26 protein-coding genes and 1 tRNA gene are annotated in these 23,734 nt (G+C 72.2%); 17 read left to right on the top strand and 10 right to left on the bottom strand.

All coding sequences use genetic code 11. The annotated features are described in order from the left end of the window. The coding region (locus ACZ7IF_RS32800) for a phosphoadenosine phosphosulfate reductase domain-containing protein (protein ID WP_470979040.1) at positions 1-491 on the bottom strand (491 nt) is incomplete at its 3' end. A gap of 300 nt (positions 492-791) precedes the next feature. Between ACZ7IF_RS32800 and ACZ7IF_RS32795 the strand changes: the two genes are divergently transcribed. From ACZ7IF_RS32795 to ACZ7IF_RS32775, 5 genes are all read left to right on the top strand, one after another. Next, positions 792-2,546: a hypothetical protein gene (locus ACZ7IF_RS32795; RefSeq protein ID WP_470979037.1), complete on the top strand. Its 1,755-nt coding sequence runs from the start codon at positions 792-794 to the stop codon at positions 2,544-2,546. Next, complete coding sequence (locus tag ACZ7IF_RS32790) at positions 2,543-3,724, top strand: hypothetical protein (RefSeq protein WP_470979034.1); 1,182 nt, start codon at positions 2,543-2,545, stop codon at positions 3,722-3,724. Before ACZ7IF_RS32795 ends, ACZ7IF_RS32790 begins: the two co-directional genes overlap by 4 nt. A 13-nt stretch (positions 3,725-3,737) precedes the next feature. After that, complete coding sequence (locus ACZ7IF_RS32785; RefSeq protein WP_470979032.1) at positions 3,738-5,441, top strand: nitrite/sulfite reductase; 1,704 nt, start codon at positions 3,738-3,740, stop codon at positions 5,439-5,441. Between the two features lie 96 nt (positions 5,442-5,537). Further along, positions 5,538-5,822, top strand: a complete 285-nt coding sequence (locus ACZ7IF_RS32780) for a hypothetical protein (RefSeq protein ID WP_470979030.1) — start codon at positions 5,538-5,540, stop codon at positions 5,820-5,822. Next, positions 5,819-6,217, top strand: a complete 399-nt coding sequence (locus tag ACZ7IF_RS32775; RefSeq protein ID WP_470979027.1) for a PIN domain-containing protein — start codon at positions 5,819-5,821, stop codon at positions 6,215-6,217. Before ACZ7IF_RS32780 ends, ACZ7IF_RS32775 begins: the two co-directional genes overlap by 4 nt. A gap of 130 nt (positions 6,218-6,347) precedes the next feature. Here the strand turns inward: ACZ7IF_RS32775 and ACZ7IF_RS32770 are convergent, their stop codons facing one another. Then, positions 6,348-6,755, bottom strand: coding sequence for a HEAT repeat domain-containing protein (locus ACZ7IF_RS32770; protein ID WP_470979046.1), 408 nt, complete (start codon positions 6,753-6,755; stop codon positions 6,348-6,350). Between the two features lie 71 nt (positions 6,756-6,826). Continuing rightward, positions 6,827-6,985 carry a hypothetical protein gene (locus tag ACZ7IF_RS32765; RefSeq protein ID WP_470979024.1) on the bottom strand — a complete coding sequence of 53 codons (159 nt, stop codon included), beginning with the start codon at positions 6,983-6,985 and terminating at the stop codon, positions 6,827-6,829. A 330-nt stretch (positions 6,986-7,315) separates the two neighbouring features. Here ACZ7IF_RS32765 and ACZ7IF_RS32760 point away from each other — a divergent pair, with 330 nt between their 5' ends. Further along, positions 7,316-7,945: a GNAT family N-acetyltransferase gene (locus ACZ7IF_RS32760; RefSeq protein ID WP_470979021.1), complete on the top strand. Its 630-nt coding sequence runs from the start codon at positions 7,316-7,318 to the stop codon at positions 7,943-7,945. A gap of 24 nt (positions 7,946-7,969) precedes the next feature. After that, the gene (locus ACZ7IF_RS32755; RefSeq protein WP_470979018.1) at positions 7,970-8,515 is read left to right on the top strand and encodes an N-acetyltransferase; all 546 of its coding nucleotides are present in this window, start codon (positions 7,970-7,972) and stop codon (positions 8,513-8,515) included. A gap of 487 nt (positions 8,516-9,002) precedes the next feature. Here the strand turns inward: ACZ7IF_RS32755 and ACZ7IF_RS32750 are convergent, their stop codons facing one another. Continuing rightward, entirely contained in the window at positions 9,003-10,286 is a 1,284-nt protein-coding gene (locus ACZ7IF_RS32750) for a pyridoxal phosphate-dependent decarboxylase family protein (RefSeq protein ID WP_470979016.1), read from the bottom strand. Between the two features lie 291 nt (positions 10,287-10,577). Between ACZ7IF_RS32750 and ACZ7IF_RS32745 the strand changes: the two genes are divergently transcribed. Beyond that, positions 10,578-10,934 (top strand): nuclear transport factor 2 family protein, encoded by a 357-nt coding sequence (locus ACZ7IF_RS32745; RefSeq protein ID WP_469117199.1) that lies wholly within the window; start codon positions 10,578-10,580, stop codon positions 10,932-10,934. A gap of 75 nt (positions 10,935-11,009) precedes the next feature. Here ACZ7IF_RS32745 and ACZ7IF_RS32740 read toward each other — a convergent pair whose 3' ends face one another. Beyond that, positions 11,010-11,393, bottom strand: a complete 384-nt coding sequence (locus ACZ7IF_RS32740; protein ID WP_470979013.1) for a cupin domain-containing protein — start codon at positions 11,391-11,393, stop codon at positions 11,010-11,012. 193 nt (positions 11,394-11,586) lie between these two features. Between ACZ7IF_RS32740 and ACZ7IF_RS32735 the strand changes: the two genes are divergently transcribed. The 3 genes from ACZ7IF_RS32735 to ACZ7IF_RS32725 all read left to right on the top strand — a co-directional run bounded on the left by ACZ7IF_RS32735 (position 11,587) and on the right by ACZ7IF_RS32725 (position 13,727). After that, positions 11,587-11,671, top strand: a tRNA-Lys gene (locus ACZ7IF_RS32735). 271 nt (positions 11,672-11,942) lie between these two features. After that, entirely contained in the window at positions 11,943-13,049 is a 1,107-nt protein-coding gene (locus ACZ7IF_RS32730; RefSeq protein WP_470979012.1) for an iron-containing redox enzyme family protein, read from the top strand. 6 nt (positions 13,050-13,055) lie between these two features. After that, positions 13,056-13,727 (top strand): hypothetical protein, encoded by a 672-nt coding sequence (locus ACZ7IF_RS32725; RefSeq protein WP_470979009.1) that lies wholly within the window; start codon positions 13,056-13,058, stop codon positions 13,725-13,727. A gap of 99 nt (positions 13,728-13,826) precedes the next feature. On the opposite strand, the gene ACZ7IF_RS32720 is transcribed toward ACZ7IF_RS32725, so the two are convergent. Together ACZ7IF_RS32720 and ACZ7IF_RS32715 are read right to left on the bottom strand one after the other, a co-directional pair. Next, complete coding sequence (locus ACZ7IF_RS32720) at positions 13,827-13,976, bottom strand: hypothetical protein (protein WP_470979006.1); 150 nt, start codon at positions 13,974-13,976, stop codon at positions 13,827-13,829. A gap of 17 nt (positions 13,977-13,993) precedes the next feature. Continuing rightward, positions 13,994-15,007 carry a bifunctional lysylphosphatidylglycerol flippase/synthetase MprF gene (locus ACZ7IF_RS32715; protein ID WP_470979003.1) on the bottom strand — a complete coding sequence of 338 codons (1,014 nt, stop codon included), beginning with the start codon at positions 15,005-15,007 and terminating at the stop codon, positions 13,994-13,996. A gap of 248 nt (positions 15,008-15,255) precedes the next feature. Between ACZ7IF_RS32715 and ACZ7IF_RS32710 the strand changes: the two genes are divergently transcribed. The 6 genes from ACZ7IF_RS32710 (at position 15,256) to serS (ending at position 21,323) form a co-directional block, all read left to right on the top strand. Continuing rightward, the gene (locus ACZ7IF_RS32710; RefSeq protein WP_470979000.1) at positions 15,256-16,398 is read left to right on the top strand and encodes an acyl-CoA dehydrogenase family protein; all 1,143 of its coding nucleotides are present in this window, start codon (positions 15,256-15,258) and stop codon (positions 16,396-16,398) included. A 63-nt stretch (positions 16,399-16,461) separates the two neighbouring features. Then, a complete protein-coding gene (locus ACZ7IF_RS32705; RefSeq protein WP_470978998.1) occupies positions 16,462-16,998 on the top strand; it encodes a hypothetical protein in 537 nt (178 codons plus the stop codon). Continuing rightward, positions 16,995-17,588 carry a flavin reductase family protein gene (locus ACZ7IF_RS32700; protein WP_470978995.1) on the top strand — a complete coding sequence of 198 codons (594 nt, stop codon included), beginning with the start codon at positions 16,995-16,997 and terminating at the stop codon, positions 17,586-17,588. Before ACZ7IF_RS32705 ends, ACZ7IF_RS32700 begins: the two co-directional genes overlap by 4 nt. After that, complete coding sequence (locus tag ACZ7IF_RS32695; protein ID WP_470978992.1) at positions 17,585-18,568, top strand: ferritin family protein; 984 nt, start codon at positions 17,585-17,587, stop codon at positions 18,566-18,568. The genes ACZ7IF_RS32700 and ACZ7IF_RS32695 overlap by 4 nt, the downstream gene beginning before the upstream one ends. A 4-nt stretch (positions 18,569-18,572) precedes the next feature. Then, positions 18,573-20,036, top strand: coding sequence for an APC family permease (locus tag ACZ7IF_RS32690; RefSeq protein WP_470978989.1), 1,464 nt, complete (start codon positions 18,573-18,575; stop codon positions 20,034-20,036). Positions 20,037-20,045: 9 nt separating this feature from the next. Further along, positions 20,046-21,323, top strand: a complete 1,278-nt coding sequence (gene serS, locus ACZ7IF_RS32685) for a serine--tRNA ligase (protein WP_470978986.1) — start codon at positions 20,046-20,048, stop codon at positions 21,321-21,323. Here serS and ACZ7IF_RS32680 read toward each other — a convergent pair. The 3 genes from ACZ7IF_RS32680 to ACZ7IF_RS32670 are packed head-to-tail and all read right to left on the bottom strand — an operon-like array spanning position 21,310 to position 23,732. After that, complete coding sequence (locus tag ACZ7IF_RS32680) at positions 21,310-22,020, bottom strand: 4'-phosphopantetheinyl transferase family protein (RefSeq protein WP_470978983.1); 711 nt, start codon at positions 22,018-22,020, stop codon at positions 21,310-21,312. The genes serS and ACZ7IF_RS32680 overlap by 14 nt on opposite strands. A gap of 36 nt (positions 22,021-22,056) precedes the next feature. Beyond that, the gene (locus ACZ7IF_RS32675) at positions 22,057-23,121 is read right to left on the bottom strand and encodes a C45 family autoproteolytic acyltransferase/hydolase (protein WP_470978980.1); all 1,065 of its coding nucleotides are present in this window, start codon (positions 23,119-23,121) and stop codon (positions 22,057-22,059) included. Next, entirely contained in the window at positions 23,118-23,732 is a 615-nt protein-coding gene (locus ACZ7IF_RS32670; protein WP_470978977.1) for a GNAT family N-acetyltransferase, read from the bottom strand. Before ACZ7IF_RS32670 ends, ACZ7IF_RS32675 begins: the two co-directional genes overlap by 4 nt. Positions 23,733-23,734: the final 2 nt, after the last annotated feature.

Genomic DNA, 23,734 nt, shown 5'->3' with positions numbered 1-23,734 from the left:
CCCCGCTTCTCGTCCCAGCCGACCACCGGCGTGTTCGCCCGCGTCGGGGACTCGTCACGCCGCAGACCCGTCGCCCACGCCGCGTACCCGGTCAGACCCTCCTCCAGGGGCCTGACCTTCCGCAGCGCACAGCACAGGTCCGGGTCACGGTCATGGAGCCTCGGCCCGTACTCGGCGTCCTGCTCGGCCACCGACCGGCGCGGGGTCAGCGTGATGACGTTCACGTCCATCACCGCCCCGACGGCGTCACGCGTGCCGATCGTCTCCTCGAAGTGGTAGCCGGTGTCCAGGAACACCACGTCCACACCAGGAGCGACCCGCGAGGCGAGGTGGGCGACGACCGCGTCCTCCATCGAGGACGTCACGCAGAACCTCTTCCCGAAGGTCTCCACCGCCCACCGCAGGACGTCCGGCGCGGAAGCGTGCTCCAGGTCCCGGCCCGCCCGTTCGGCGAGTTCTTTCACATTTCCGTGCACTTGAGTCGTCGTCATCCGGCGGCTCCTTCGAATGGGGAACGCGGCGAACGGGCAGGAATTCTCTGCGCCGAGACTAGCAATGCCGACACATAAAGCACTGACGGTCCGCTGATCGCGGCACTTTCGACGAGAACCGGCCACCCCACACCTCTCACCAGCCGTTACACAGAATATTGGGGGCTTTGCGGAGTTCCTCCTGACGAATGTCAGGGCACGGTAAGTCTCCTATCAGCGGACCGCCAGCGCCCTTGTGCCACAGTGATCCGAAAATCACTCGGCAATTCGACCGACACCCCGGAGAGGGCACGCGGAGAAATGAGCCTGCAAGGTCTGCAAGGTCTACGCCGAGGAAGGCTGATACGCCGCCTCGCGCTCTGTCTGTCGGCGGTGGGACTCACCGCCTCCATGCTCACCGCGGCGGGCCCCGCCGCCGCCGGTTCGCCGGAGACCTGGACCTCCAGCTTCCAGGGCGGCGACGGCGTCACGTACACGGCGACCAACCACCTGGTGGACGCCTCGCGGGGGCCCGGACGGCAGTGGATGCTCGTCTGGTCCGGGCCGGCCAAGCAGCCGGCGCCCGACTTCCTGACCGTCATCGACGCCACGCCGGGCTCCCCCACGTACGGGAAGGTCGCCAACACGGTCACCGTCGGCCCGAACAACGGCAACGAGCCGCACCACATGCAGTACGTGTGGCACAAGGGCGACCGGATCTACGCCGGCGGCATCATGAGCGACACCACCTTCGTCTTCGACGCGAAGGCGCTGCCCGCGCTGACGATCGCCGGGGTCAACACCACCGCCGACACCCCCTGCGGGACCCTGCCCGACGCCTACCAGGTGCTGAGCGACGGGACCGCGTACGGGACGTACATGGGCGGGCCGAACGTGACCGGCCCCTGCACCTACACCAACGGCGAGGTGCGGGTCGGCAACGGCGCGGCGGGCTCGCCCGGCGAGATCGTGCGCATCGGCGAGGACGGCAGGACCATCGCGGAGATCCCGGCGGCCACCGCGGCCGGCGAGGACCCGGCGCAGTGCGGGAACGTGCCCGCACTGCCGGCGGCGACCTGCGCCAACCCGCACGGCATCGCGGTCCGCGAGGACCTCAACATCATGGTGGCGAGCGACTTCGCCGAGGCCCGCAACTTCATGACGCCCGACTCGGCGCTCAAGGAGAACCTGGCCCGCCAGACCGTCCGCGTCTTCGACATCACCAACCGCGACGACCCGACGCTGAAGTCGGTGTCGAAGGTCGCCGACGGGCCGCGCGGGGCGCGGGAGCAGCGGGCCTTCTTCCGCGAGTCCCGCGTGGTCATGGAGACCGCGCTGACCAACCGGCCCGGCCACAAGGGCGCGTTCGTCTCCTCGATGGCCGGCGGGGCGGTCTTCTACACCCCGGACATCACCGCGCCCGAACCGCAGTGGAAGGAGGTCTTCGACGACACCACCGCCTACCGGTCCTTCCAGCGCGACAAGGAGATCACCGGCAGCGGGGACAACGGCAGCTGGCTGGCCGTCAGCCCCGACGACCGCTTCCTCTTCCACACGGTGATGGGCCAGTCCGTTCCGTACGGCAAGCCGCTGGACGAGACCACGGGCATGATCTACGTCCTGGACATCCAGAAGCTCCTCGCAGCGGGGACGGGCGCGAAGTGCTCGGTCGACGAGCTCGCCGAGGCGAGCCGGGGCGGGCGCGAGCGGGACTGCCCGGAGCTGGTGAGCACCGTCCCGATCCGCGACGTCAGCGCGGGCGGCCCGCACTGGGGCGCCATGGACAACTTCAGGCGCGGCGCGGACGGCGTCTACCGGGAGACGACGCAGGTGAGCCGGATCGCGGTCGCCAACTACTTCGTCGCCGGGTCCTTCGGCGGCGGCGGTGACCACCGGGTGTGCATGTTCGACCTCGACCGGCGCGGCCGGGTGACCCTCGACCGGTCCTTCCGGGACGAGAACACCGGCAAGCCGTGCGTCGGATTCAACCGGGCGTCGTGGCCGCACGGTGACTTCGGCGACGCGCAGCCGCACGGCGTCCTGTTCGTGGTCAGCGACAGCGCCGTCCGACGGTGAACGCGGTCCTCCTGGCGGCGGTCGTCCTGACCGCCGCCCTGGCGCTCGGCGTCCTGCTGCTGCTCCGCACACGGCTGCTCGCCCGCCGCACCACCGCCACGGCGTACTTCGCCGCGGCGGTGGCGTGCGCGGCCCTCGCCGGCACCCTCGCCCCCTCGGACGGCGGTGCGGGTGCACGGGTGTCGGCCGGACCGCTCATGGGCTCGCTGGGCCTGGGCGGCGAGCAGGTGCCGGTGCTGGTGGTGCCGAACCGGCCGGGGCCCAACCTGGTGGGCGTCGCCGCCGCCGGAGCCTCGGCCGGAACGGACCGGGCGCGGCTCGTGCGGGGCGGAGTGCGTCCCGGGTCGACGCTGACGTGGATCCCGGTGGAACTGCCGGCCGGGCCCGGGCGGGTGTGGGTGTCGGCCGGCGGGTCCTCGGCGCCGCTGGCGGTGGACACGGGCCGCGCGGGCGGGAAGCCGGCGCCGGCCGGGCTGCGCGGCGCCGACGGCGCGGAGTGTGCGAGCGCCGCCGCCGGGGCGGTGCTGGGCGGCAGCGCCGAGGCGCCCTCCGGCTGCCCGTCCGACGCCCTGACGGAGGCGGACGCCGCCGCGCTGCGGGACACCGTCGGGTTCCTCGCCGGGCGCGGGACGCGCTCGCTGGCGCTGGCCGGGGACGACTCGCCGCGCGGGCGGGCCGCGGCCGCCGAGGTGCGTGCCGCCGCGGCCCGGGCGGGGATCTCCGTGGGGGCGCCGGACGCCTCCGCCCGCCGGCCGCTGGTGGTCACCTCCGGCTGGTCGGGCGCGGACACCGCCGTACGCGACGTCGAGGCCGGCCGTACCGTCGCCGAGGGGACGTACCTGGCGCCCTGGCTGCTGACCGCCCCGCTGCTCTCGCCGAGCGCGGGCCAGCTGATCCCGCTGCGGTACGCCCCGAACAGCCCGGCGGCGGTGGAGTACGCGGCGGCGCTCGGCGCCCGCCTGCCCGGCGAGGTGCCGACCGCCGCCGGGTACGAGGCGTGGCGTACGGCCCGCGGTTCGGCGGGCCCGGCGCCCGCGAAGCTGTACGCCGCCGCCGTGCTGTACGTACCCGGCAGCGGAGGCCCATCGGCGGGCGGCGGCCATCACCACACCGCGTCCGCGAGCTGGCTCCCCAGCGGCATGATCGTCCCGGTCTCGCCCCTGGGCACCACCACCTGACAAGGAGCAGGACATGACGGAAACAGTCGCCGCGCCGCCGGTCCGGACCGCCAGAACCGCGCGCCCCGCCGCCCCCAAGCGCCCCGAGGGCCAGTGGGCACTGGGCGAGCGGGAGCCCCTGAACGCCAATGAGGAGTTCAAGGCGGCCGAGGACCCCCTCCTCGTCCGGGAGCGCATCGAGCAGATCTACTCCAAGACGGGCTTCGCGTCGATCGACCCCGACGACCTGCGCGGCCGGATGCGCTGGTGGGGCCTGTACACCCAGCGCAAGCCCGGCATCGACGGCGGGAAGACCGGCTCCCTCGCCCCGGAGGAGCTCGAAGACGAGCACTTCATGATGCGGGTGCGCAGCGACGGCGGCACCCTGGACGCCGCCCAGCTGCGGGCGATCGCCGACATCTCGATGCGGTTCGCCCGCAACACCGCGGACGTCACCGACCGGCAGAACATCCAGCTGCACTGGGTACGGATCGAGGACGTCCCGGCGATCTGGCGGCGGCTGGAAGAGGTCGGCCTGTCGACGACGGAAGCGTGCGGGGACTGCCCGCGCGTCATCGTGGGCAGCCCGGTGGCGGGGGTGGGCGCGGACGAGGTGCTGGACGCGACCCCGGCGGTGCGGGAGATCGCCGCCCGCTACATCGGTGACCCGTCCCTCTCCAACCTTCCGCGCAAGTACAAGTCGGCGGTGTCCTGGCTGCCGGACGTCCCGTACGAGATCAACGACCTGGCCTTCCTGGGCGCGGTCCACCCGGAGCACGGCCCGGGTTTCGGCATGTGGGTGGGCGGCGGCCTGTCGACGGTCCCGATCCTCGCCCAACACGTAGGCGTGTGGGTCCCTCTCCAGGACGTCCCGGACGTGTGGGTGGCGGTGGCCCGCCTCTTCCGCGACTACGGCTACCGGCGTCTGCGCGGCCGTGCCCGCCTGAAGTTCCTGGTCGCCGACTGGGGCGTGGAGAAGTTCCGCCGGGTCCTGGAGGAGGAGTACCTGGGCCGCCCCCTCCTCGACGGCCCGGCCCCGGCGCTCCCCCCGGCCCCGATCGACCACATCGGCGTACATCCGCAGCGGGACGGCCTGTCGTACGTCGGGGCCGCACCGGTCGCCGGCCGCCTGTCGGGCACGAAGCTCGCGGCCCTGGCCGACCTCGCCGAAACCCACGGCAGCGGCCGGGTCCGCCTGACCCCGTACCAGAAGCTCCTCGTCCTGGACGTGGCGGACCCGGAACCCCTGATCACGGACCTAGCCGAAATCGGCCTCCAGGCCCGCCCCTCCCCCTGGCGCCGCAACACGATGGCGTGCACGGGCATCGAGTACTGCAAGCTGGCGATAGTGGAGACAAAGGACCGCGCGGCAACCCTCATCACAGAACTGGAAAAACGCCTGGCCGGCGAGGAGGCAGCCCTGACCATCAACGTGAACGGCTGCCCCAACTCCTGCGCCCGCACCCAGGTCGCGGACATCGGCCTCAAGGGCCAGCTGGTGGCGGACGAGGACGGCCGCCAGGTGGAAGGCTTCCAGATCCACCTGGGCGGCACCCTGTCCCTGTCCGCGGACCAGGAGGGCGGCTTCGGCAAGAAGCTCCGCGGCCTCAAAACCACGGCGGCGGACCTTCCGGACTACGTGGAACGCCTCACCCGCACCTACCTCTCGAACCGCACGGACCCGTCGGAGTCCTTCACCTCCTGGGTCTCCCGCTGCGACGAGTCGTCCCTCCAGTAGCCCCCGCCGAGCCGACCGCATACGGGCTCGACCCATGAACCGGGTCAGGAGACGGCGCGGCACGCCGTATAGCATTGGAAATGGCATAATCGTGTCATGGCTGAAGACGACATCGACTTCCCACCCGGAGACGGCCCCAGCAGCGGCATCTCCGTTTCGCTCACCGCGGGCACCCTGCAAGCGATCAGGGACCGGGTCGGCAAGCGGGGCGTGTCCGCCTACCTCGAGAAGGCGGCCCAACGGCAGATCGAGCGTGACAACCTCGAGGAGCTGATCGCCGACTTCGAGGCGGTCAACGGTCCCGCCGATCCCGAGGCCGTGGCCGCCAAGCGGGCCAAACTCACCGGCGGCGCCTCCACCGGAGCCGGGGCGGCGGCGTGAGTGGTGCCTTGATCCTGGACAGCGAGGGCCTGGCCAAGGCCGTGCAGCGCGACCGGGAGATCCACGAGTGGCTCGCCGCCGCCCACGCCGCCGACCTTCCGGTGATCACCTCGGCCGCAGTGCTGGTCGAGGTGATCCATCCCCGGATCAACGACGCGGCGCTCAGATGGACGCTGTCCCGCCTCCGGGTCGAGCCCCTCACCCAGACCCTCGCCCAGTCCGCCGCCGCCCTGCTGCGCGCCGCCGGCCTGCACGGCCACAAGTACGCGATCGACGCCATGCTCTGCGCCACGGCCCTTGCACAGCCGGGCCAGGTCACGATCCTGACGTCCGACGTCGAGGACATCTCCATGCTCACAGCCGAGCACCCCCGCGTGACCGCCGAGAAGGTCTGACGTCACCGCGGGCCGCATGCCCCCCGTTCTGTTCTTCGCGGTCCTGCAAGGGGACCGCCCCGGGCCCGGCATGACTGTGTCCCCCTGCCGATCGGATGCATGAACCAGCCCACAGGCTGGTCGATTCGGATCAACACCCTGTGGCGTCTGTCCACTCCGAGATCTCCGCGGCACCCCGCCGGACAGCTTCTTCCTGATCCTGGGCGAGCTTCCCGCAGGCCACTGCGATGTCCGGCTCACCGTCCGTTCCCACGAGCGCGTCATGCACCCCGGTCTGCAGCCATTCAGCCTGGTTGTCGTCAGCCTCGGCAACAGCGAGAGCGATGAGCCTTGCGGCGGCCGCCGTCCCCACTCGGGCCAGGGCCTCTGCCGTCTGTCGAGTCACCGCCGTGTCCTCGACGTCCAGCAGCAGCCCCACCAACACTTCCGCAGCCTCAGGAACATCAGCAAAGGAAGCAAGGTCACGCCCGGCACGAACACGTTGCGTCCACGAAGGAGACGACGCCTCAGCCAAGGCCGCCTCCAACCCACTCGTCATCTCTGGCACGACCAGACCGTCTCATGCCCCACGAAGAAGATCGAACCTCGGGCCGCCGACGCCGTCCGGTGTCACGCCGGCTCGACGTTGCCGACGGCGGTGGTGAACTCGCGCCCGGACGCGCCCCGGATGTACGCGAGCTCCATCCACCGCTCGATCCCGGTGTCGGAGACGTTCTCGTTGACCACGGCCATCAGCTCACCCTCGACTCCGGACGCGATGTCGCGCACGCGCTTGCGCAGCAGAAAGGGCTCTCTGTCTCCGCCGGGCCGGGGACCGGAAGACTTTGTCTGCCCTTTACGGACATTCTTGTCCGCCGTATGAGGCCGGGGCTACGTTCGGCGGCATGGCCGGGAACGCCGTATTACGGGCACGAATGGCTGACCTGGGGCTCACCCAAGAGGAGCTGGCAGGTCAGATGAACGCCGCACTGCTGGAGATCACCGGCCGGTTCGGTGACGTCTCCGCCCGGACGGTGCGGAACCTGCTCAGCGGCAGCCCCTCGGGCCCCGTGGATCGGTTTCTACGGGCCGGCCGAGCTCGCGGCGCTCGCCGCGATCGTGCACGAGCTGCTCGGCAAGCACGCGCATGCCGAGGCAGCCTCTCACCGAGCCCTCGCCTCCCTGCCCCAGGAGCTGCGGCGGAACCGGTCGATGACCATCGCCCGGCTCGGCGCTGCCCAACTCCACCAGGGCGAGGTGGAACAGGCATGTGCGACGACGTGCACCATCTTCGAGCTGATGGCCGGTGACCCGCTCCCCGGCCGTCTCCGCACGATGATCGGGGACTTCCACCGGGCCTTGTTCACGGTCGTCGACCTGTGGTCGGGGCGCGAGAACTGGACGTGTGTCTCAGGCTGGGAAGACAGCGGGCCGGTCGGATACGCGTACGGATCGAAATTCAAGCCGGGCGGTTGGTGGAAGGGAACGGATCGGCCCAAGGGCGTGCGGGGCCGGATCTTCGCCCTGTCCGAGCTGATGGTGATACCGCAGTGGCAGGGCACCGGCAGGGCGCAACGGATCCATGACGCCCTGCTCCATTCGATTGATGTGGACTTCGCGACGCTCCTCGTGAACTCCACCCACGCGAAGGTGCAGGCCCTGTACGAGAGGTGGGGCTACGAGAAGCGGGACGAGGCCAGGCCCTCCGACGACTCGCCCGTCTACGCGATCATGGTCCGGGAACTGTAGCCGCGACACCCGAAGGCGGATCACATGACGCACCGACTAAGTCACTTCGCTCACGTGGAGCAGGCCCGCGGCCCGCTGATCGAGGCGTACGCCGAGGTCCGTGCGCCGCTGCTGCACCTGCCGAACTACTCGGTGCCGACCTTGGCCGAGCGTCTGGAGCGCTACGGCCGTACGCCGGGCTTCGCGGCCGTGCTCGCCTTCGACGCCGAGGAGCGGCCGGTCGGGTACGCCTACGGCAACACCGTGGAGGCCGGGGACCTCTGGTGGAAGCGGATCGGCGACCTGGACGAGGAGTACACCCGTGCGCCGACCCTGGCGCTCAGAGAGATCGGCGTGACGGCTCCTCACCAGGGGACGGGACTGGCCCGGCGGATCCATGACGAGCTGCTGGCCGGCCGCGCGGACCGGTACGCATCGCTCATGGTCAATCCGGCCGCCGGAGACGGAAAGGTCCAGCGGGTCTACGAGTCGTGGGGCTACGAGGCGATCGGTCCCGTCCAGCCCGCCCCTGACTCCCCCGTGCTCACGGCGATGGTCCGACCGCTGATGATGCGCCTGACGCGCGAGTGACCGGCCCAAGACGGCCGCCAGACGCCGAGGTGCGAGGAGCGCGTAGCGATCTGGTGCGCCTGGGTGCTCCGCGGGTCGCTCTGATCAACCTCTCGTGCGCATAGTCGCGCCCCCGGCCCGGAATCTCGACGTGCGGGCCCGGATGCCCGGCCGGCCCCCGGCCCCTCGCCGCATCGCTGAGAGCCCCGCCCCTCTCCTCCTGCCCCGTGACCGTTCTTTTGAGGGCTTCCCGGCAGTCCTTGTCTTTCCGGGGCGGGACGGCGTGTCAAGGGTGGCCGAAGGCCATCGCGTAGCGACGCGACGAAGGAGCGCCCTTGACAGGCCGGCCCGACACGGAAGGACGATGGGACTGACGGGAAACCCCCAAACCAGCTGCGAGACCGCCCAGTCGGCACCCCGCTCCCACACCCACCGGCCCGCAGACAAGGGGGCGGGTGGGCAACCACCGACCGAGCCCGGTACCTCGAGGGGGAGATGGCGGGCCCGCTCAGCCAGCCGCCACCTCCCCCGCCACGGCCTCCAGGATCACCTCCACACTCCGGTCGACGTCCTCCGTCGTGGTGCGCCAGTTGACCACCGAGACGCGCATCGCCGCCCGCCCCTCCCACAGGGTGCCGCCGAACCAGCATTCGCCGCTGCGCTGGATGCGGGCGATGACCCGGCGGGTGGTCTCGTCGTCGTCCCCGAAGCGGACCAGGAGCTGGTTGAGGACCACGTCGTTGAGGAGTTCGACCCCCGGGACCCCGGCAAGACGCTCCGCGAACCGGCTCACGTGCGCGCAGCAGCGTTCGACCAGGTCGGCCACACCGCTCCGCCCCAGGGAGCGCAGCGCCGCCCAGACCGGGAGGCTGCGGGCGCGGCGGGAGAAGTCCGGGACCCATTCGATGGCGTCGCGTTCGCCGTCGGTGCCGGGCGGGAGGTAGCCGGCGCGTTCGTTGAGCATGGCCGCGCGGTGGGCCTCGGGGTGGGCGATGACGACGATTCCGCAGTCGTAGGGGACGTTGAGCCACTTGTGGGCGTCCAGGGCCCAGGAGTCGGCGCGTTCGACGCCCTCGACGAGCGGGCGGAGCTTCGGGCTGGCCGCGGCCCAGAGGCCGAAGGCGCCGTCCACGTGGACCCAGGCGCCGTGGCGGTGGGCGATGTCGCAGATCTCGCCGACCGGGTCGATGGCCCCGGAGTTGACGTCGCCGATCTGCGCGCAGACGATCACCGGGCCGTCGATCCCCTCGAGGGCGGCTTCCAGCTCCGCGGGGATCATGCGGCCCTTGTCGTCGACGGGCACGTTGCGGATGCGCGCGGTGCCGAAGCCGAGGTAGCGGGCGGCGAGGTCGATGGTCATGTGGTGCTGGGCGCCGGCGACGACGGCCACGTCGGGTGCGCCGCCCAGGCCCTCGCGTTCCACGTCCCAGCCGGCTTCCGCGAGGAGCTTGTGGCGGGCGGCCGCGAGCGAGGTCAGGTGGGCCATGGTGCAGCCGGTGGGGAAGCCGACCGAGGCGTGGGCCGGCAGCCCGAGGAGTTCCAGGACCCACTGCGCCGCGACGTCCTCGGCCACGGCGATGGCCGGGGAGAGGTTGTAGAGGCTGGCGGTCTGGTCGTAGGCGGCGACCAGCCAGTCGGTGGCGATCGCCACCGGGAGCGTGCCGCCGGTGACGTAGCCGAAGTAGCGGGGGCCGTTGGCCGTGGGGATGCCGCCCTCGGCCACCGCGCGGCCGATGAGTCCGATGGTGTCCGTGGCCTCGATCGGACCGGCCGGCAGGGGGCCACCGAACATTTTCAGCAATTGTTCGGAGCCGGCAGTGGCACCCACCGGCCGATCGGCGAGACCCGCCAGATATTCGATGGCCTGCTGATAGGCCAATGCGAGAGGCGCACTGTCTGCTGTGGTCATAGCACAAAGCTAGGCGGCTGGTACTGACGTGCGACTGACCCAAATGGCCGGAACTCCCGAAGACTTGGACAGCGAGCCGTTGGACTGTATTACTTTCTCCTGTGGCCCTGGCCGATCCGGCCGGTCGGCCGCCGTCCGTGCCGAGTCATGAGTCATGAGACATGAGGAGTCCCGATGTCCGATGAGCAGACGCGCAAGGTTATCGAACAGTTCAACCAGGCGTTCCAGCTGCACGACCCCGGCCTGCTGAAGGACATCCTCGCCCCGAACTGCCGGCTGGAGAACTCCGGTCCCGCCCCGGACGGCACGAAGCACGTCGGCTATGATGAATGTCTTCAGTTCTGGACCTCGATCGCGGGCAACGAGCACATGACCTTCGAGGTCGAGGACGTCTGGACGGCCGGCGAGCGCGCCGTCTGCCGCTGGACCCTGCGCTGGGGCAGCGGGGCGCGGGACTTCGTACGCGGGGTGAACGTGCACCGCCTGGAGAACGGTCTCCTCGCCGAGAGCTTCGGGTACGTCAAGGGGTAGGCACCGCAAAGGACAAAGGGGCGGGGGCCGGAATTCCGGTCCCCGCCCCTCCTTTTCCCGCGCGTGCGGCCGGGGTCAGTCGGCGAGCTGGGAGACGATCATCACGCAGTCCTCCAGGGCCTTGGTGGCGTGCCCCTTGCCCTTCGTGTCCTCGACCAGCTGGGTGTTGCCGGGGACGAACGTGCGCCAGGTGCCGTCGCTGACCCCGCACTCCATCTTTCCGCTGACCAGCGTCATGATCTGGCGGCGCGGGGCCGGGTGGAAGTCGCCGAACCAGCCGGCCGGGATGTAGAGGTAGACGGCCTGCTTGGCCGGCACGCCCTCGGAGACGAAGAGCGACGGCGCGGGCGGGGCGAAATTGAGGGCCGTCACCTCCAGCGTCTCGTCCATGAAATGCGATTCGCCGTTCTCGTCGTTGTAGAGACGGGAAACGGAAATTTTGGCGGTCTCGGCGCTCACGGGAACTCCCCTGTGCAACTGGTGAAGTGAAGGAGGTCGATCGTCGATCGTTCTTCACTATCCCAGCCGTCACTGATGGGGCCCTGACCGATCGGCGTGACCGATCGGCCCCTCGGGCTGAATTCCCGTCTCAGAAATTCATCAGCAGCCTGTCAGCCGGCCCGTGCCAAGCTGATGGCAGAGAAAGGCCGTTGGAGAGGTACCCAAAGCGGCCGAATGGGGTCCGGCTCTTCGCCGGACGGGCTCTGCCCACGCAGGTTCGAATCCTGCCCTCTCCGCAGGTGCTCATCCCAGGCACGCGCATCCCGATACGACGACGAGGGATGCGCGTGCTTTGGCATGGGGGGCCCGTGCGTACGGACACGGCAGGGCCCCTTCCGCGCCCGTCTCGTCCCCGGCCCCGCGGAGCGAGCGCGTCATCACGCCCGTCCGCCCGCGGGTCCGCGTGACGAAGACGTATGTCCTTCCTCTTCCTCAACCGGCCTCAACCGGCCTCAACCCGGCGCGACCCCGAACACGGCGTCGTCTTCCCGAGGGACCCCGAGAGACATGGAGACGCAGTTGCCCACCAGCGACCACCCCAACATGCCCGCGATCCGCAGGACCGACGCCGCCGCGCTCGTGGAGGAGGTCTCGTCCTGGCTGACCGTGGACGCCGACGAGATCGACGCCAAGTTCACGGGCGAACGCTCCCGCATCGTCGAGGCCGTCACCGACATGAACGCCGCCGCCGTCGCCGGCCCCGGCCGCGAGGACGCCCACTACCACCAGCAGCTCCTGCTGTCGCGCATCTACCAGACGGTGATGCAGATACCCGACCGCCCCAGCGCCGAGGGCTCGGTGCTGCTGCACGAGGTCACCCGGCTGCTGGAGAACGCCACCCTCCAGGCCGAGGACGCCCACCTGGAGCCCGGCCTGCTGGAGTCGGCGCCCACCGATCCCAAGCAGTTCCTGTCCTGGCTCAAGGGCATCGTCCGCAAGCACCGCGCCTTCAAGCACCCGTACTACACCGACTTCATCAACCGCGAGGCGCGCAGCGAGGACCTGCGCACGTACGTCATCCAGGAGTCGCTGATCGACGGCCGCTTCGACGACTTCCTCGCGATGATGCAGATCGGCACGGTCGGCGCCAGCAAGATGGAGATCGCCGGCAACTACTGGGACGAGATGGGCAACGGCGACCCGGAGGCGGTGCACACCCACCTCTTCAACAAGATCTACGAGGTCTTCGACGTCCGCGCCGAGGACCTGGAAGCCGCCATGACCACCACCGACCTGCACTCGGGGAACCTCGCGGTGCTGCTGTGCCGCTACCGGCACCTGTACCCGGAGGCGGTCGGCTTCCTCGGGATGACGGAGTGGCTGGCGCCCGACCGGTTCCGCAACGTCGTACGGGCCTGGGAGCGCCTCGGCCTGCCGGAGGTCGGGATCACCTACCACCGGCTGCACATCACCATCGACTCCCAGCACGCGGCGGGCTGGTTCCACAACGTGGTCATCCCGAGCGCCGACTCCGCCCACATGCGCCGGGGCATCGCCCGCGGGGCGCTGTGGCGCGCCAACTCCTCCGCCCGCCACCTCGACGAGCGCCTGGAGCTGGCGCGGCCCGGCGCCGAGGGCGCGCTCGCGGAGCGCACCCCGGTCGCCGCGGGCTGAGCCGCCGTGTCACCGCGGGAGCACGGCTTCGCGCTCGTCGGGCTGGACCCCGTCCCCGGGGCGGTCGTGGCCGCTTTCGCCGAGCCCGCGTACCGGGTCGTGCGGCTGCGGATGTCCTGGACGGCGGACGACGACTGGCTCTTCCTGCCGGTCCCCTCGTACGAGGTGCCGTACGACGTTCCGTACGACGGGGCGGACCGGCGGCTGGAGGCGGGGATGGCGGCGCTGCTGCGGCGGGCCCTGGGCGGGCCGTGGCTGGACGTCCACGCGGACTGGCTGATCGAGCTGCACCGGGTCCGGACCGTGGCGCCGGCCGGGACCTCGGTCCCGGTGCGGCTGCCGGGGCCGCCGGGCGCTGGCGACGGCGGGTTCGGCCTGGTGGCGGTGGTGGGGCGGGCCGGGGCCGGGGCGGGCCGGGCGCGGCTGTTCGGCGCCGGGCGGACCACGCCCCTGCTGGAGGCGGCCCCGGTCCCGGGGCAGGGGCTGCTGTTCGACCGGCGTACGGTCACGCGCGAGCGCCACGAGCTGGCGGCGGGCCCGGCCGGGCCGGTGGTGCAGGACCTGCTGGTCGCCCACGTGTCCCGGTCCGCCGGCCCCGAGCCGGCCCTGCGCAGGCGTCCGATGCTGGTCCGCGGCCCGGCCGGCACGCTGCTGCGCACCCGCCCGGCGCTGCGCTGACACCGACCGGGCGGCGGGGAGCAACTCTCCCCGCCGCCCCTTCCGCGTGCGCGCGAAAGGGCCCCGCCGGCCGTGCCGGCGGGGCCCGCGCGAAAACCCCTACTCCTCCGCCGCGCGCAGCAGTTCGTCCAGGCGGGCGAGGTCCGCGTCGCAGAGGCGGGCGGCCTCCAGGTCGTCGGGGGCGGCCGCGCAGGCCTGGAAGCGTTCCACGACCAGCAGGCCCTGGGTCTCGATCTCGTCGGACGGCATCACGTACGACCTCCCTCTCAGACCGCGTTGCAGGCGCGGAAGACGTGGACCAGCCCGGGCAGGCTCGCGCCGTGCTGGAAGGCGATGTACTCCGGCAGCACGGCGGAGGGCGCCCACTTCTGCTTGTACTCCAGCTGCGTGCGCGCCGGGTAGATGTGCGCGCCGTGCTCCCAGAGGTGCTCCATGAACCAGTGGAAGCCGAGGCTGTGGCCCGGGAACTGCGGGGCCGTCAGCGAGGTGAAGGGCGTGAAGCCGAAGTGCAGCCAGCGGGTGCCCTCGGCCGTGAACACGTCGATCGCCGCCTTGTTGAGGGCCTCCATCACCCCGGGCGGGGAGTCCGGACGCCGGCGGCTCAGGTCGTGCATCCAGCCGGCCTGCGGACCGTAGACGGGGGCGTACGAGACGTAGCCGATCAGCTCGCCGTCGCGGACGGCGGCGAAGAGGCGGCGCAGGTGCTGGTAGCGGCCGCCGGTCTGGCCGACGAGGAATTCGAGGGGCTTGACGCCCTCGCCCTTGGTGGAGAGCCAGGCGGTGTCGAGTGCCGCGATCCGCTCGGCGTAGGCGTCGTACTCGACCTCCTTGATCTCCAGGCCGCTGCGCAGGGCGCGGGAGATCTTGTTGCGCAGCTGCATGAACCTGGTGCCGGCCAGGGTGAAGGTCTCCAGGTCGACGGCGTACGAGGCGCCCATCTGGTTCACGGTGAAGCCCTGGTCGACGTAGACGTCGGCGTCCGCGCCCTGGAGCTGGACGGACACGACCTCGCGGCCCTGCCCGGCGGCGAAGGCGGTGAAGCCCGCCAGCAGCCGGGCCCGGGGGCCGTCCGGTCCGGCGGGGGCGAAGGGGGCGAACGGGCCGCCGAACTGGACCAGGTAGCGGCCGACGGGGCGGTAGACGATCACCCCGGGGACGCCCGGGAGCCGGAAGTGGCTGTTCCCGTCACTGAAGGCGAAATACGCGCTGGGATTTCCCGCGTCCGCGTACTGCCGGATGGCGTCGAGCGCGACATCCGTATCCAGAACCGTTCCGGTCATTTCAGATCCATTCTCGCGCCGACAACTTCCTCACTTATGGCACGCGAGGCCATGCACCACAACCCCCGAACGGCCTTCCGGTCAGCTGCCGGTCAGCGGTGGGTCAGTTGAAATCGCTGGTCAGATGGGTGTCAGGCCTCAGTCAGATGGCGAGTGAAAGACTTCTCACCGCATATTGACTTTCGGATCACGGGGAATACCCGCCGGTCCGGAACGGAATTCCGAGACAGCCCGAGGAGAACACGGCGATGCGTTCCCTGACGACAGCGCGCGGGGTCTGCGAGCAATTCCACGCAGGCCTTCTCGACGCACTCGAAGAGCTGCCGCTCATGGCCCGGGAGGGCGCGGACAGCCCTGTGCTGGAGCTGTACCGCAAGCACGGCGGTCCCGGGCTGCTCGTACCGGCCGCGTACGGCGGCGCGGCCGCCTCCGCGCTCCAGGCGGTGCGGGTGCAGCGGGCGGTCGCCGCCGCCTCGCCCTCCCTGGGCGTGGCCACGGTGATGCACCACTTCACGGTGGCGATGCTGTTCCGGCTGGCGGAGGTCGCGGACCGGCTCACCCCCGCCCAGCTGAAGCTGATGTCGGCGGTGGCCTCGGACGGGCTGCTGCTGGCGTCCGGCTGGGCGGAGGGGCGTACCGACCAGAACATCCTGGCGCCGGCGGTCGTGGCCGACCGGGCCCCGGGCGGCGGCTACCTGGTCAACGGCTCGAAGAAGCCGTGCAGCCTGTCGCGTTCGATGGACGTGCTGACGGCCAGTGTGATGGTGGCGCAGGACGACGGGCGCTCCTCGCTGGCGCTGATGCTGATCCCCGCCTCCTCCCCCGGGATCGAGACCCGGCCGTTCTGGGCGACGCCGGTGCTGGCCGCCTCGCAGAGCGACGAGGTCCGGCTGACCGACGTGGAGGTGCCGCAGGACCTGGTCATCCACAGCACCCCCGAGGACGCCGAACGGCTCGACGACCTCCAGACGGCCGGGTTCACCTGGTTCGAGCTGCTCGCCACCTCCTCGTACGTGGGGGCCGCCTCCGCGCTGGTCGCCCAGGTGCTGGACGGCGGCCGCGGCAGTGCGCCGGAGCGCGCGCAGCTCGCGGTGCGGCTGGAGGCGGCGGTGGCGCTGGTGGAGGGCGCGGCCCGGTCCCTGGAGGACGGCACGGAGGGCGACGAGGCGGTCGCGGCGGTGCTCACCGCCCGCTACGCGACGCAGGACCTGCTGGCGCGGACCGTCGACCAGGCCGTGGAGATGCTCGGCGGGATGGCCTTCATCCGCTCCGCCGACGTGTCGTACCTGTCCTCGGCGGTGCGCGCCCTGGCCTTCCACCCGCCGTCGCGCGCGAGCGTCGCCGCGGAACTGGCCGGCTGGTTCGCCGGCGGTCCGCTGCGGCTGTCCTGACCCCGCAAAGCATCACGCAGCCCCGGCCCGCCGCCCGCCCGCACGTCGGAAGGACGACCCCTCATGGACATCAAGAACCCGGTGGAGTCACCGGTCACCTTCAACCTGCACCGCCTGGAGTACCTGGTCGCGTTCGCCGTGACGATCGGGTTCATCCTGTGGCACTTCACGGACATCAACTGGTTCGCGGCGATCGGCCTGTTCCTGTACATCGACCTGCTCGGCTACATCCCGGGCGCGATCGCCTACCGGCGCAGCGAGGACGGGCGGATCCACAAGGCGTACTACGTGCTCTACAACTCGATGCACAGCCTGCTCAGCGTGGCCGCCGTGGGCCTGCTGTGGATGTGGCTGATCGGGCCGGAGTGGGCGCTGCTGGCGCTGCCGTTCCACGTCTTCGGCGACCGGGGCGTCTTCGGGAACTTCCTGAAGCCGTTCGGGCTGCCCTTCGAGCCGGAGGACACTCCGCTGGTGCACCAGCTGACGGCCATGCTGAAGCGCCGCTCGGCGACCGGCGGCCCGGTCCCGCTGCCGTACGGGGAGCACCCCGCCACGATCGCCGCGACCGGCGCGGCCCCGGCCGTCGGGGCGCACCGGTGAGCCGCTACCCGGCCTGGCTGACGGACCGCTCCCCGTCGGTGTCCGCCGAGGGGTACGAGGACCCGGACGCGGCCCGGCTGGCGCTGCGCCGGCTGGCGTCGAGCGTGACGGTGCTGACCGTCAGCCGCGACGGCGTCCGGCACGGCACCACCGCCAGCGCCGTGGTCACCCTGTCGCGGGACCCGCTGGTGCTGGGCGCGTGCCTGCGGCCCACCTCCACCTTCGCGGGGATGGTCCGCCGGGCGGGCCGCTTCTCGGTGAACGTGCTCGGCGCGGCGCAGCAGGACGTGGCCCGCCGCTTCGCCAACCCCTCCCGCCCGCTCGGCGACGCCCAGTTCGACGGCTTCGACTGGACCACCGACCCGCTCACCGGCGCCCCGCTGATCGGCGGGAGCCTCGCCCACATGGCGTGCCGGGTGCTGGGCTGGCACCAGGTCGGGGACCACGACATGCTCCTCGCCGAGGTCACGGGCGGCTCCCACACCGTCGATTCCCCGATGCTCAGCTTCGCCGGCCGCATGCACAGCGCCTGCGTCACCCCCGCCGCTTCCGTCTCCGTTCCCGCTTCCCCCAGTGAGGTCGCGTCATGAACACCGCTTCGCAGATCCCCGTCGAGGCCGACTGGGACCGCGCGCCCAACCTGCTCGACGGGGCGCAGGAGATGACCCTGACCGCCGAGGAGTGCGATCTGGGGTACTGGCTGTCGGCCGTGGCGCAGGGGACCCTGCGCGGGCGGGCCGAGGCCGGGCACGCCGCGCAGACGCCGGCGCACATGCAGGAGGACGGGCCGCTGCGGCAGGCGCTCGTGCTGGAGCTGGGCAACCGGTCGCTGGCCGAGTCCCGGGCGGTGGACGTGCTCTCGCACTACGTGATCGGCGCGCCCGGGGTCGTGGAGCAGGAGTTCTTCACCACCCAGGTGGTCGACGAGGCCCGGCACGCGATGATCTTCCGCAAGCACCTGGTGGAGCTCGGGGTGCCCGCGGCGGGGCTGCTCGGGTTCATCGAGGAGCAGGGCGCCGACTACACCCGCCGGGTGCTGAACCCGATCGCCGAGTTCGCCACGGGCGTGGTGCGCGACGAGGGCGACTTCATCGGCGCGGTCGCGGTGTTCACGATCGTCATCGAGGGGGTGCTGGCGCCCGCCGCCGAGCTCAGCGAGCGCAAGTGGACCCTGCTGGACCCGGCGGCCGCGGAGATCGCGCGCGGCGCGTCCATCGACGAGATCCGCCACCTGACCGTGGGCAGCTCGATCGTCCGCGAGCACCTGGCGCGCAACCCCTCGTACCGGCCGCGGCTGATCGAGCTGATCCGGCGCGGCCGGCGGCTGTGGGACGAGCTGCCGTCGGAGGAGTTCGTGCTGGAGCGCGAGGAACTGTTCCAGCAGGGCATGTTCGCGCACTCCGAACTGCTGAAGGACTACGAGGTGTTCCCGGGCTGCCGGCTGCTGGAGACCACGCCCAAGCAGCGCTACGACCTCGCCGAGCAGTGGACGGACGACATGGCCGAGGTGCGGCTGCCGTACATGGGCGTCCCGGAGGCCGTCGACATCATCCGCAACCACCCGAGGTGATCCGGTGACCTCCACGATCCCCGTCACAGGGGACGCACGGGCCCCCGCCGCCGCGCCGGGGCTCCGCCGGACGCTGACCACCCCCCGGATCGTCTTCCTGGTGGTCGCGGCGGCGGCCCCGATGTCCGGGGTGGTGGGCTCGGTGCCCCTCGCCTACGCCATCGGCAACGGCGCGGGGGTGCCCGCGACCTTCGCCCTGGCCGGGCTGATCCTGCTGTGCTTCTCCGTCGGGTACGCGGCGATGAGCCGGCACGTGGTGGGCGCGGGCGGCTTCTACACGTACATCGGGCAGGGGCTCGGGCGGCCGCCGGCCGTCGCCGCCGGACTGACGGCCGTCCTCGCGTACACGGCGGCCGTCGCCGGGGTGGCGGGGGCCTTCGGGTACTTCGCCGAACTGGTCTCCGCCGCGCACGGCCTGCCGGTGCCGTGGCCGGTGTGGACGGGCGGGGCGCTGGCCCTGACGGCGGTGATGGGCTACCGGCGGATCGACCTGAGCGCCCGGCTGCTGGCGGTGCTGATGGTCGCCGAGGTGGCGGTGCTGGGGCTGCTGGCGCTGGCCATCGGGGTGCGGCACGGGACGGACACCCTGCCCGCCGAGGCGTTCCGGCCGGACACGGTCCTGGCCCCGGGGCTCGGGGTGGCGCTGATGTTCGCGCTGATCTCGTACGTGGGCTTCGAGGCGGCCGCGCTGTACGGCGAGGAGAGCCGCGACCCGAAGCGCAGCGTGCCCGTCGCCACGTACGCCTCCGTCGTGCTGATCACCGTCTTCTTCGCGGTGATCAGCTGGGCGGCGGTCGGGGCGGTCGGCGCGGACCGGGTCGCGGACACCGCCGGGAAGGAGCTGGGCGACCTGTTCTTCCACCTGTCGGACGACTACCTGGGCACCTTCGCGACGAGCGTGATGCAGGTGCTGCTGTGCACCAGCCTGTTCGGGGCGCTGCTCGGGCTGCACACCGCGGCGAACCGGTACCTGTTCGTCCTGGGCCGGGAACGGGTGCTGCCCGGCCCGCTGGCCCGGGTGCACCCCCGGCACGGCTCCCCGCACCGGGCGAGCGTGGTGCTGTCGGCGGCCACGGCCGCCGTGTGCGCCGTGTTCGCGCTCGCGGGGGCGCATCCGTACACCAACCTGGCCACCACGATGCTGGCGCTGGGCACGGTCGGGATCGTCGCCCTCCAGGCGGCGGTGGCCGTGGCGGTGCTGGTCTTCTTCCGCCGGCACCCCGAGGCGCACTGGTGGCGGACCCGGCTGGCTCCCGTACTGGCCCTGGCCGGGCTGGTGGGGGCGCTCTGGCTGCTGCTGGACAACTTCGCCCTGGTCACCGGGAGCACCTCGCCCTGGGTGAACCGGATCCCCTGGCTGATGGCGGGCGCCACCCTGGGCGGGCTCGGCCACGCCTGGCGGCTGCGCGCCCGCCGGCCGGACCGGTACCGGGCCATCGCCACCGCGCACGTCACCGACGAGGACTGAGGAGCCGTCATGCACGACCCGCACAGCCTGCTCCAGGAGGCGGCCGGGGCCGATCTGGCCCGCCGCGGACACACCCTGGACCGGGCCGCCCTGCGCGACCTGACCGAACAGCGCGCCCGGCTCATCGCCGAGCGGGACAAGCTGCGGGCCGAGCAGAACCGCTCCGCCCGGGAGAGGGTCCGGCCCGACGACGCGGCGCGGGCCCGGGCGGCGGAGGCCAAGGAGCGCCTGCGGTCGGTGTCGGAGGAGCTCCGGGCGGCGGAGGAGGGGCTCGGCGCGCTGCTGCTGGCCGTGCCCAGCCGGCCGTACCCGGACGTGCCCGACGGGACCGAGCAGGACCCGCCGGTGGTGCGCCGGACCTGGGGGGAGGTCCCCGGGTTCGAGTTCACCCCGCGCGACCACGTGGACATCGGGACCCGGCTGGGGATCCTGGACCAGGTGCGCGCCGCCAGGCTGTCGGGGTCCCGGTTCGCCGTGACCCGGGGGGCGGGGGCCCGGCTGGAGCGGGCCCTGGCCGCGTTCCTGCTGGACCTGCACACCACCGAGCACGGGTACACCGAGCACGGGGTGCCGCACCTGGTGACCCGGGAGACGATGACGGGGACCGGGCAGCTGCCGAAGTTCGAGGACGACCTGTTCCTGACGAACGCCGCCGACCGGGACCTGCTGCTGATCCCGACGGCGGAGGTGCCGCTGGTGAACCTGTACCGGGGGGAGACCCTGCGGGAGGGCGAACTGCCGCTGGCGCTGACCGCGTTCACGCCCTGCTACCGGGCGGAGGCCGGCTCGTACGGCCGGGACACGCGGGGGCTGGTGCGGCTGCACCAGTTCGAGAAGGTGGAGCTGGTGCGGATCTGCCGGCCGGAGGACTCGGCGGCGGAGCTGGAGCTGCTGACCGGGCACGCGGAGACGGCGCTCCAGCGGCTGGGGCTGGCGCACCGCGTGGTGGAACTGCGGGCCGGGGACCTCGGGTTCGCTGCCCGGCGCACCTACGACATCGAGGTGTGGCTGCCGGGGCAGGGCACGTACCGGGAGATCTCCTCGTGCTCCGACTGCGGGGACTTCCAGGGGCGCCGGGCCGGCATCAAGGTCCGCGACCGGGACGGGCGCAAGCGGTTCGCGGCGACGCTGAACGGTTCGGCGCTGCCGGTGGGCCGGACGCTCGTGGCGGTCCTGGAGCAGTACCAGCGCGCGGACGGCTCGGTGGCCGTGCCGCCCGCGCTGGTTCCGTACGCCGGCTTCTCGGCGATCGCCCCCGACGGTTCGCCGGTGGTCAGCGCGGAGTGAGCCCCGAGGGGGCCACGGTGGCGGCCGTGGCCCCGTCCGGCCAGGTCAGGACGGTGACCGGGGGCAGTTCGCGGGAGACGAAGGCGGTCATCGCCCACGGGCAGTCCTGCCGGGTCGGCTGGAGCGCGGTGTGGCCGTGCCAGGGCAGGGCGCCGTGGCCGGTGATGCCGCGCAGGCCGACGGAGCCGTCCGGGCCGAAGGCCAGGTCGACTTCGCGGGCACCGTCGGTCAGGCCGCGCCCGGTGGCCTTGACCGCGGCCTCCAGCAGGGTCCAGGCGTGGAAGAAGGTCTCGGGGCCGACCCCGTCCGGGACCCCCGGGTAGATGAAGGTGAGCACGTCGAGGCTGCTGGAGGCCGGGCGGACCAGCTCGACGTCCACCCCGATGGGTCCGGTCTCGGTGGCGCCGAGCAGGAGCAGGCCGTCGGAGCGGGACCAGCTGACGTGGGTGCCCGGCTGGTCGGGCAGGTAGGGCTTGCCGGCGGGGTCGTAGTGGATGCGCAGGTCGTGCGCGTCGAGGCCGAGGCGTTCGGCCAGCAGGCGGCGGACGGTGAGCCGGGCGCGGTAGAAGCGGTGGGCCGCACGCGCGTGGACGAACTCGGCGCCGCGCCGCAGTTCGTCCTTGGTGAGGCCCTCGGGATAGCGCGCGGTGATGTCGGTGGGGGCGACCTGGTCGAGGTCGACCAGCCATGCGTCCATCATTCTCCTTTCTCGGACACATCCCTGGCCCTGGGGCTACAGGGTGAACACCCTCGTGCGGGAGCCCGCGGGGTCGCCCGGCCGGAGGTGGAGCCGCCCGGCCGCCGGGAACACGACGGCCGCGGCGACCGTGCGTTCGGCGCGGATGTCGCCCCGGTCGGGGACGCGTACGGGGGGCCGTGCGAGCAGCGCGAAGTGGTCCTCGGCGCCCGCGTCGCCGGGGAGGGCGGCGATCCCTTCGCGGGCGGCGGCGAGGCGGCGGCGCGAGGAGTTGCGGGCGAAGACGTTCAGCTCGTCGGCGGGGGCGAAGTCCGGGTGGAGGTAGTGGTTGGTGTGGGCGAGGGCGCCGGGGGCGGCCTCGGCGACGCGCAGGTCGCCGTCGAGGTGTTCGGCGTACAGGACCCGCTCGTGGTCGCAGAGCATGAGGGAGCGGGAGCTGGACAGCGGCAGGTCGGCGAGGACCTTGACGGCCTGTTCGGCGGTGGCGGCCGTGTCGAGGAGGTGGCGGACGGCCAGGTACGGGGGGACGCCGGGGCGCCAGGTGCCGCCGAGGACCAGGTTGATTCCGACGGCGAGGCCGTCGCTGTTGACGCCGAGGTAGCCGAGGAGTCCGGCGAAGCTGAGCACGAGGGAGCGCCGGGCGGCGCCGGCGCGGGCGGTCTCCAGGACGGCGATGTGGGTGTCGAGGTTGCCGCTGAGGTCGACGGTCTGGGCGAGGACGGGCGGGCCGCCGGGGCCGGTGCGGGCGTACGTGGTGCAGTCGCCGCCGGTCCGGACCTTGGAGTACCCGGTCAGTTCGCGGCGCAGCTGGAGCAGCCAGGCCTCGTCCTCGCTGATCCGGGCCCCGTCGGCGAGGCCGGCCACTTCCTCGGCGAGGTCGGGCAGGGCCGCCTCGACCGTGTCCCGGTGGGCGGCGATCGAGGGCAGCAGGGCGGGCAGGGTCAGGGGCCGGTCGACGAGGTGGCCCAGGCGGGCGAGGCCGTCGTCGAGGAAGGCCCGCAGGGGGGCGGCCAGGGCCGCGCCGTGGGCGCGGCCGATCTCCCAGGGGGTGCCGGACGCCCGTATGTGGGTGACGCCGGGGTCGGCGGTCTCCTCGCTCATGCCGGTACGGCCTTCTTGGGACCGTGCGCGAGGAGGGCGCGGACGGCGGGCCATTCGGAGCGCAGGACGCTGTAGAAGACGGCGTCGCGGCGGCGGCCGCCGGGCATGTAGTTGAAGCTGCGCAGGACGCCTTCCTCGGTGGCGCCGATGTTGGCGAGGCCGCGGCGGGCCTGGGTGTTGAGCACGTCGGTCTTGAACTCGGCGCGTTCGGCGCCCAGTACCTCGAAGGCGTGCTCCAGCAGGAGGGCCTTGGCCCAGTGGTTGACGCCGCGGCCGCGGAAGTCGCGGCCGAGCCAGGACCAGCCGATCTCCAGGCGCCGGTCCGCCTCGGCCATGTTGCCGAAGCTCATGCTGCCGGCGATGCGGCCGCTGTCCTTGTCGGTGATGGTCCAGACGGCGCGGCGGCCGGCGGCGTGGTCGGCGAGGTTGGCGTCGAAGAAGGCCTCGAAGTCGGCGTCGGTGTCGACGGCGGCGACGAAGTAGCGCCAGATGTCGGGGTCCATGGCCACCGCCCGGACGCCCTCGCGGTCGGCCTCGGTGACGGGGGTGAGGCGGACCCGGTCGTTCTCCAGGACGGCGGCGGTCTGCTCGGTCCAGCTCAGGGCGCTCATGG

It is taken from the genome of Streptomyces sp. NPDC037421, assembly GCF_055602105.1.
Note: the sequence above shows the minus strand (reverse complement) of the source record. Positions and strands in the feature narration are given on the sequence as shown.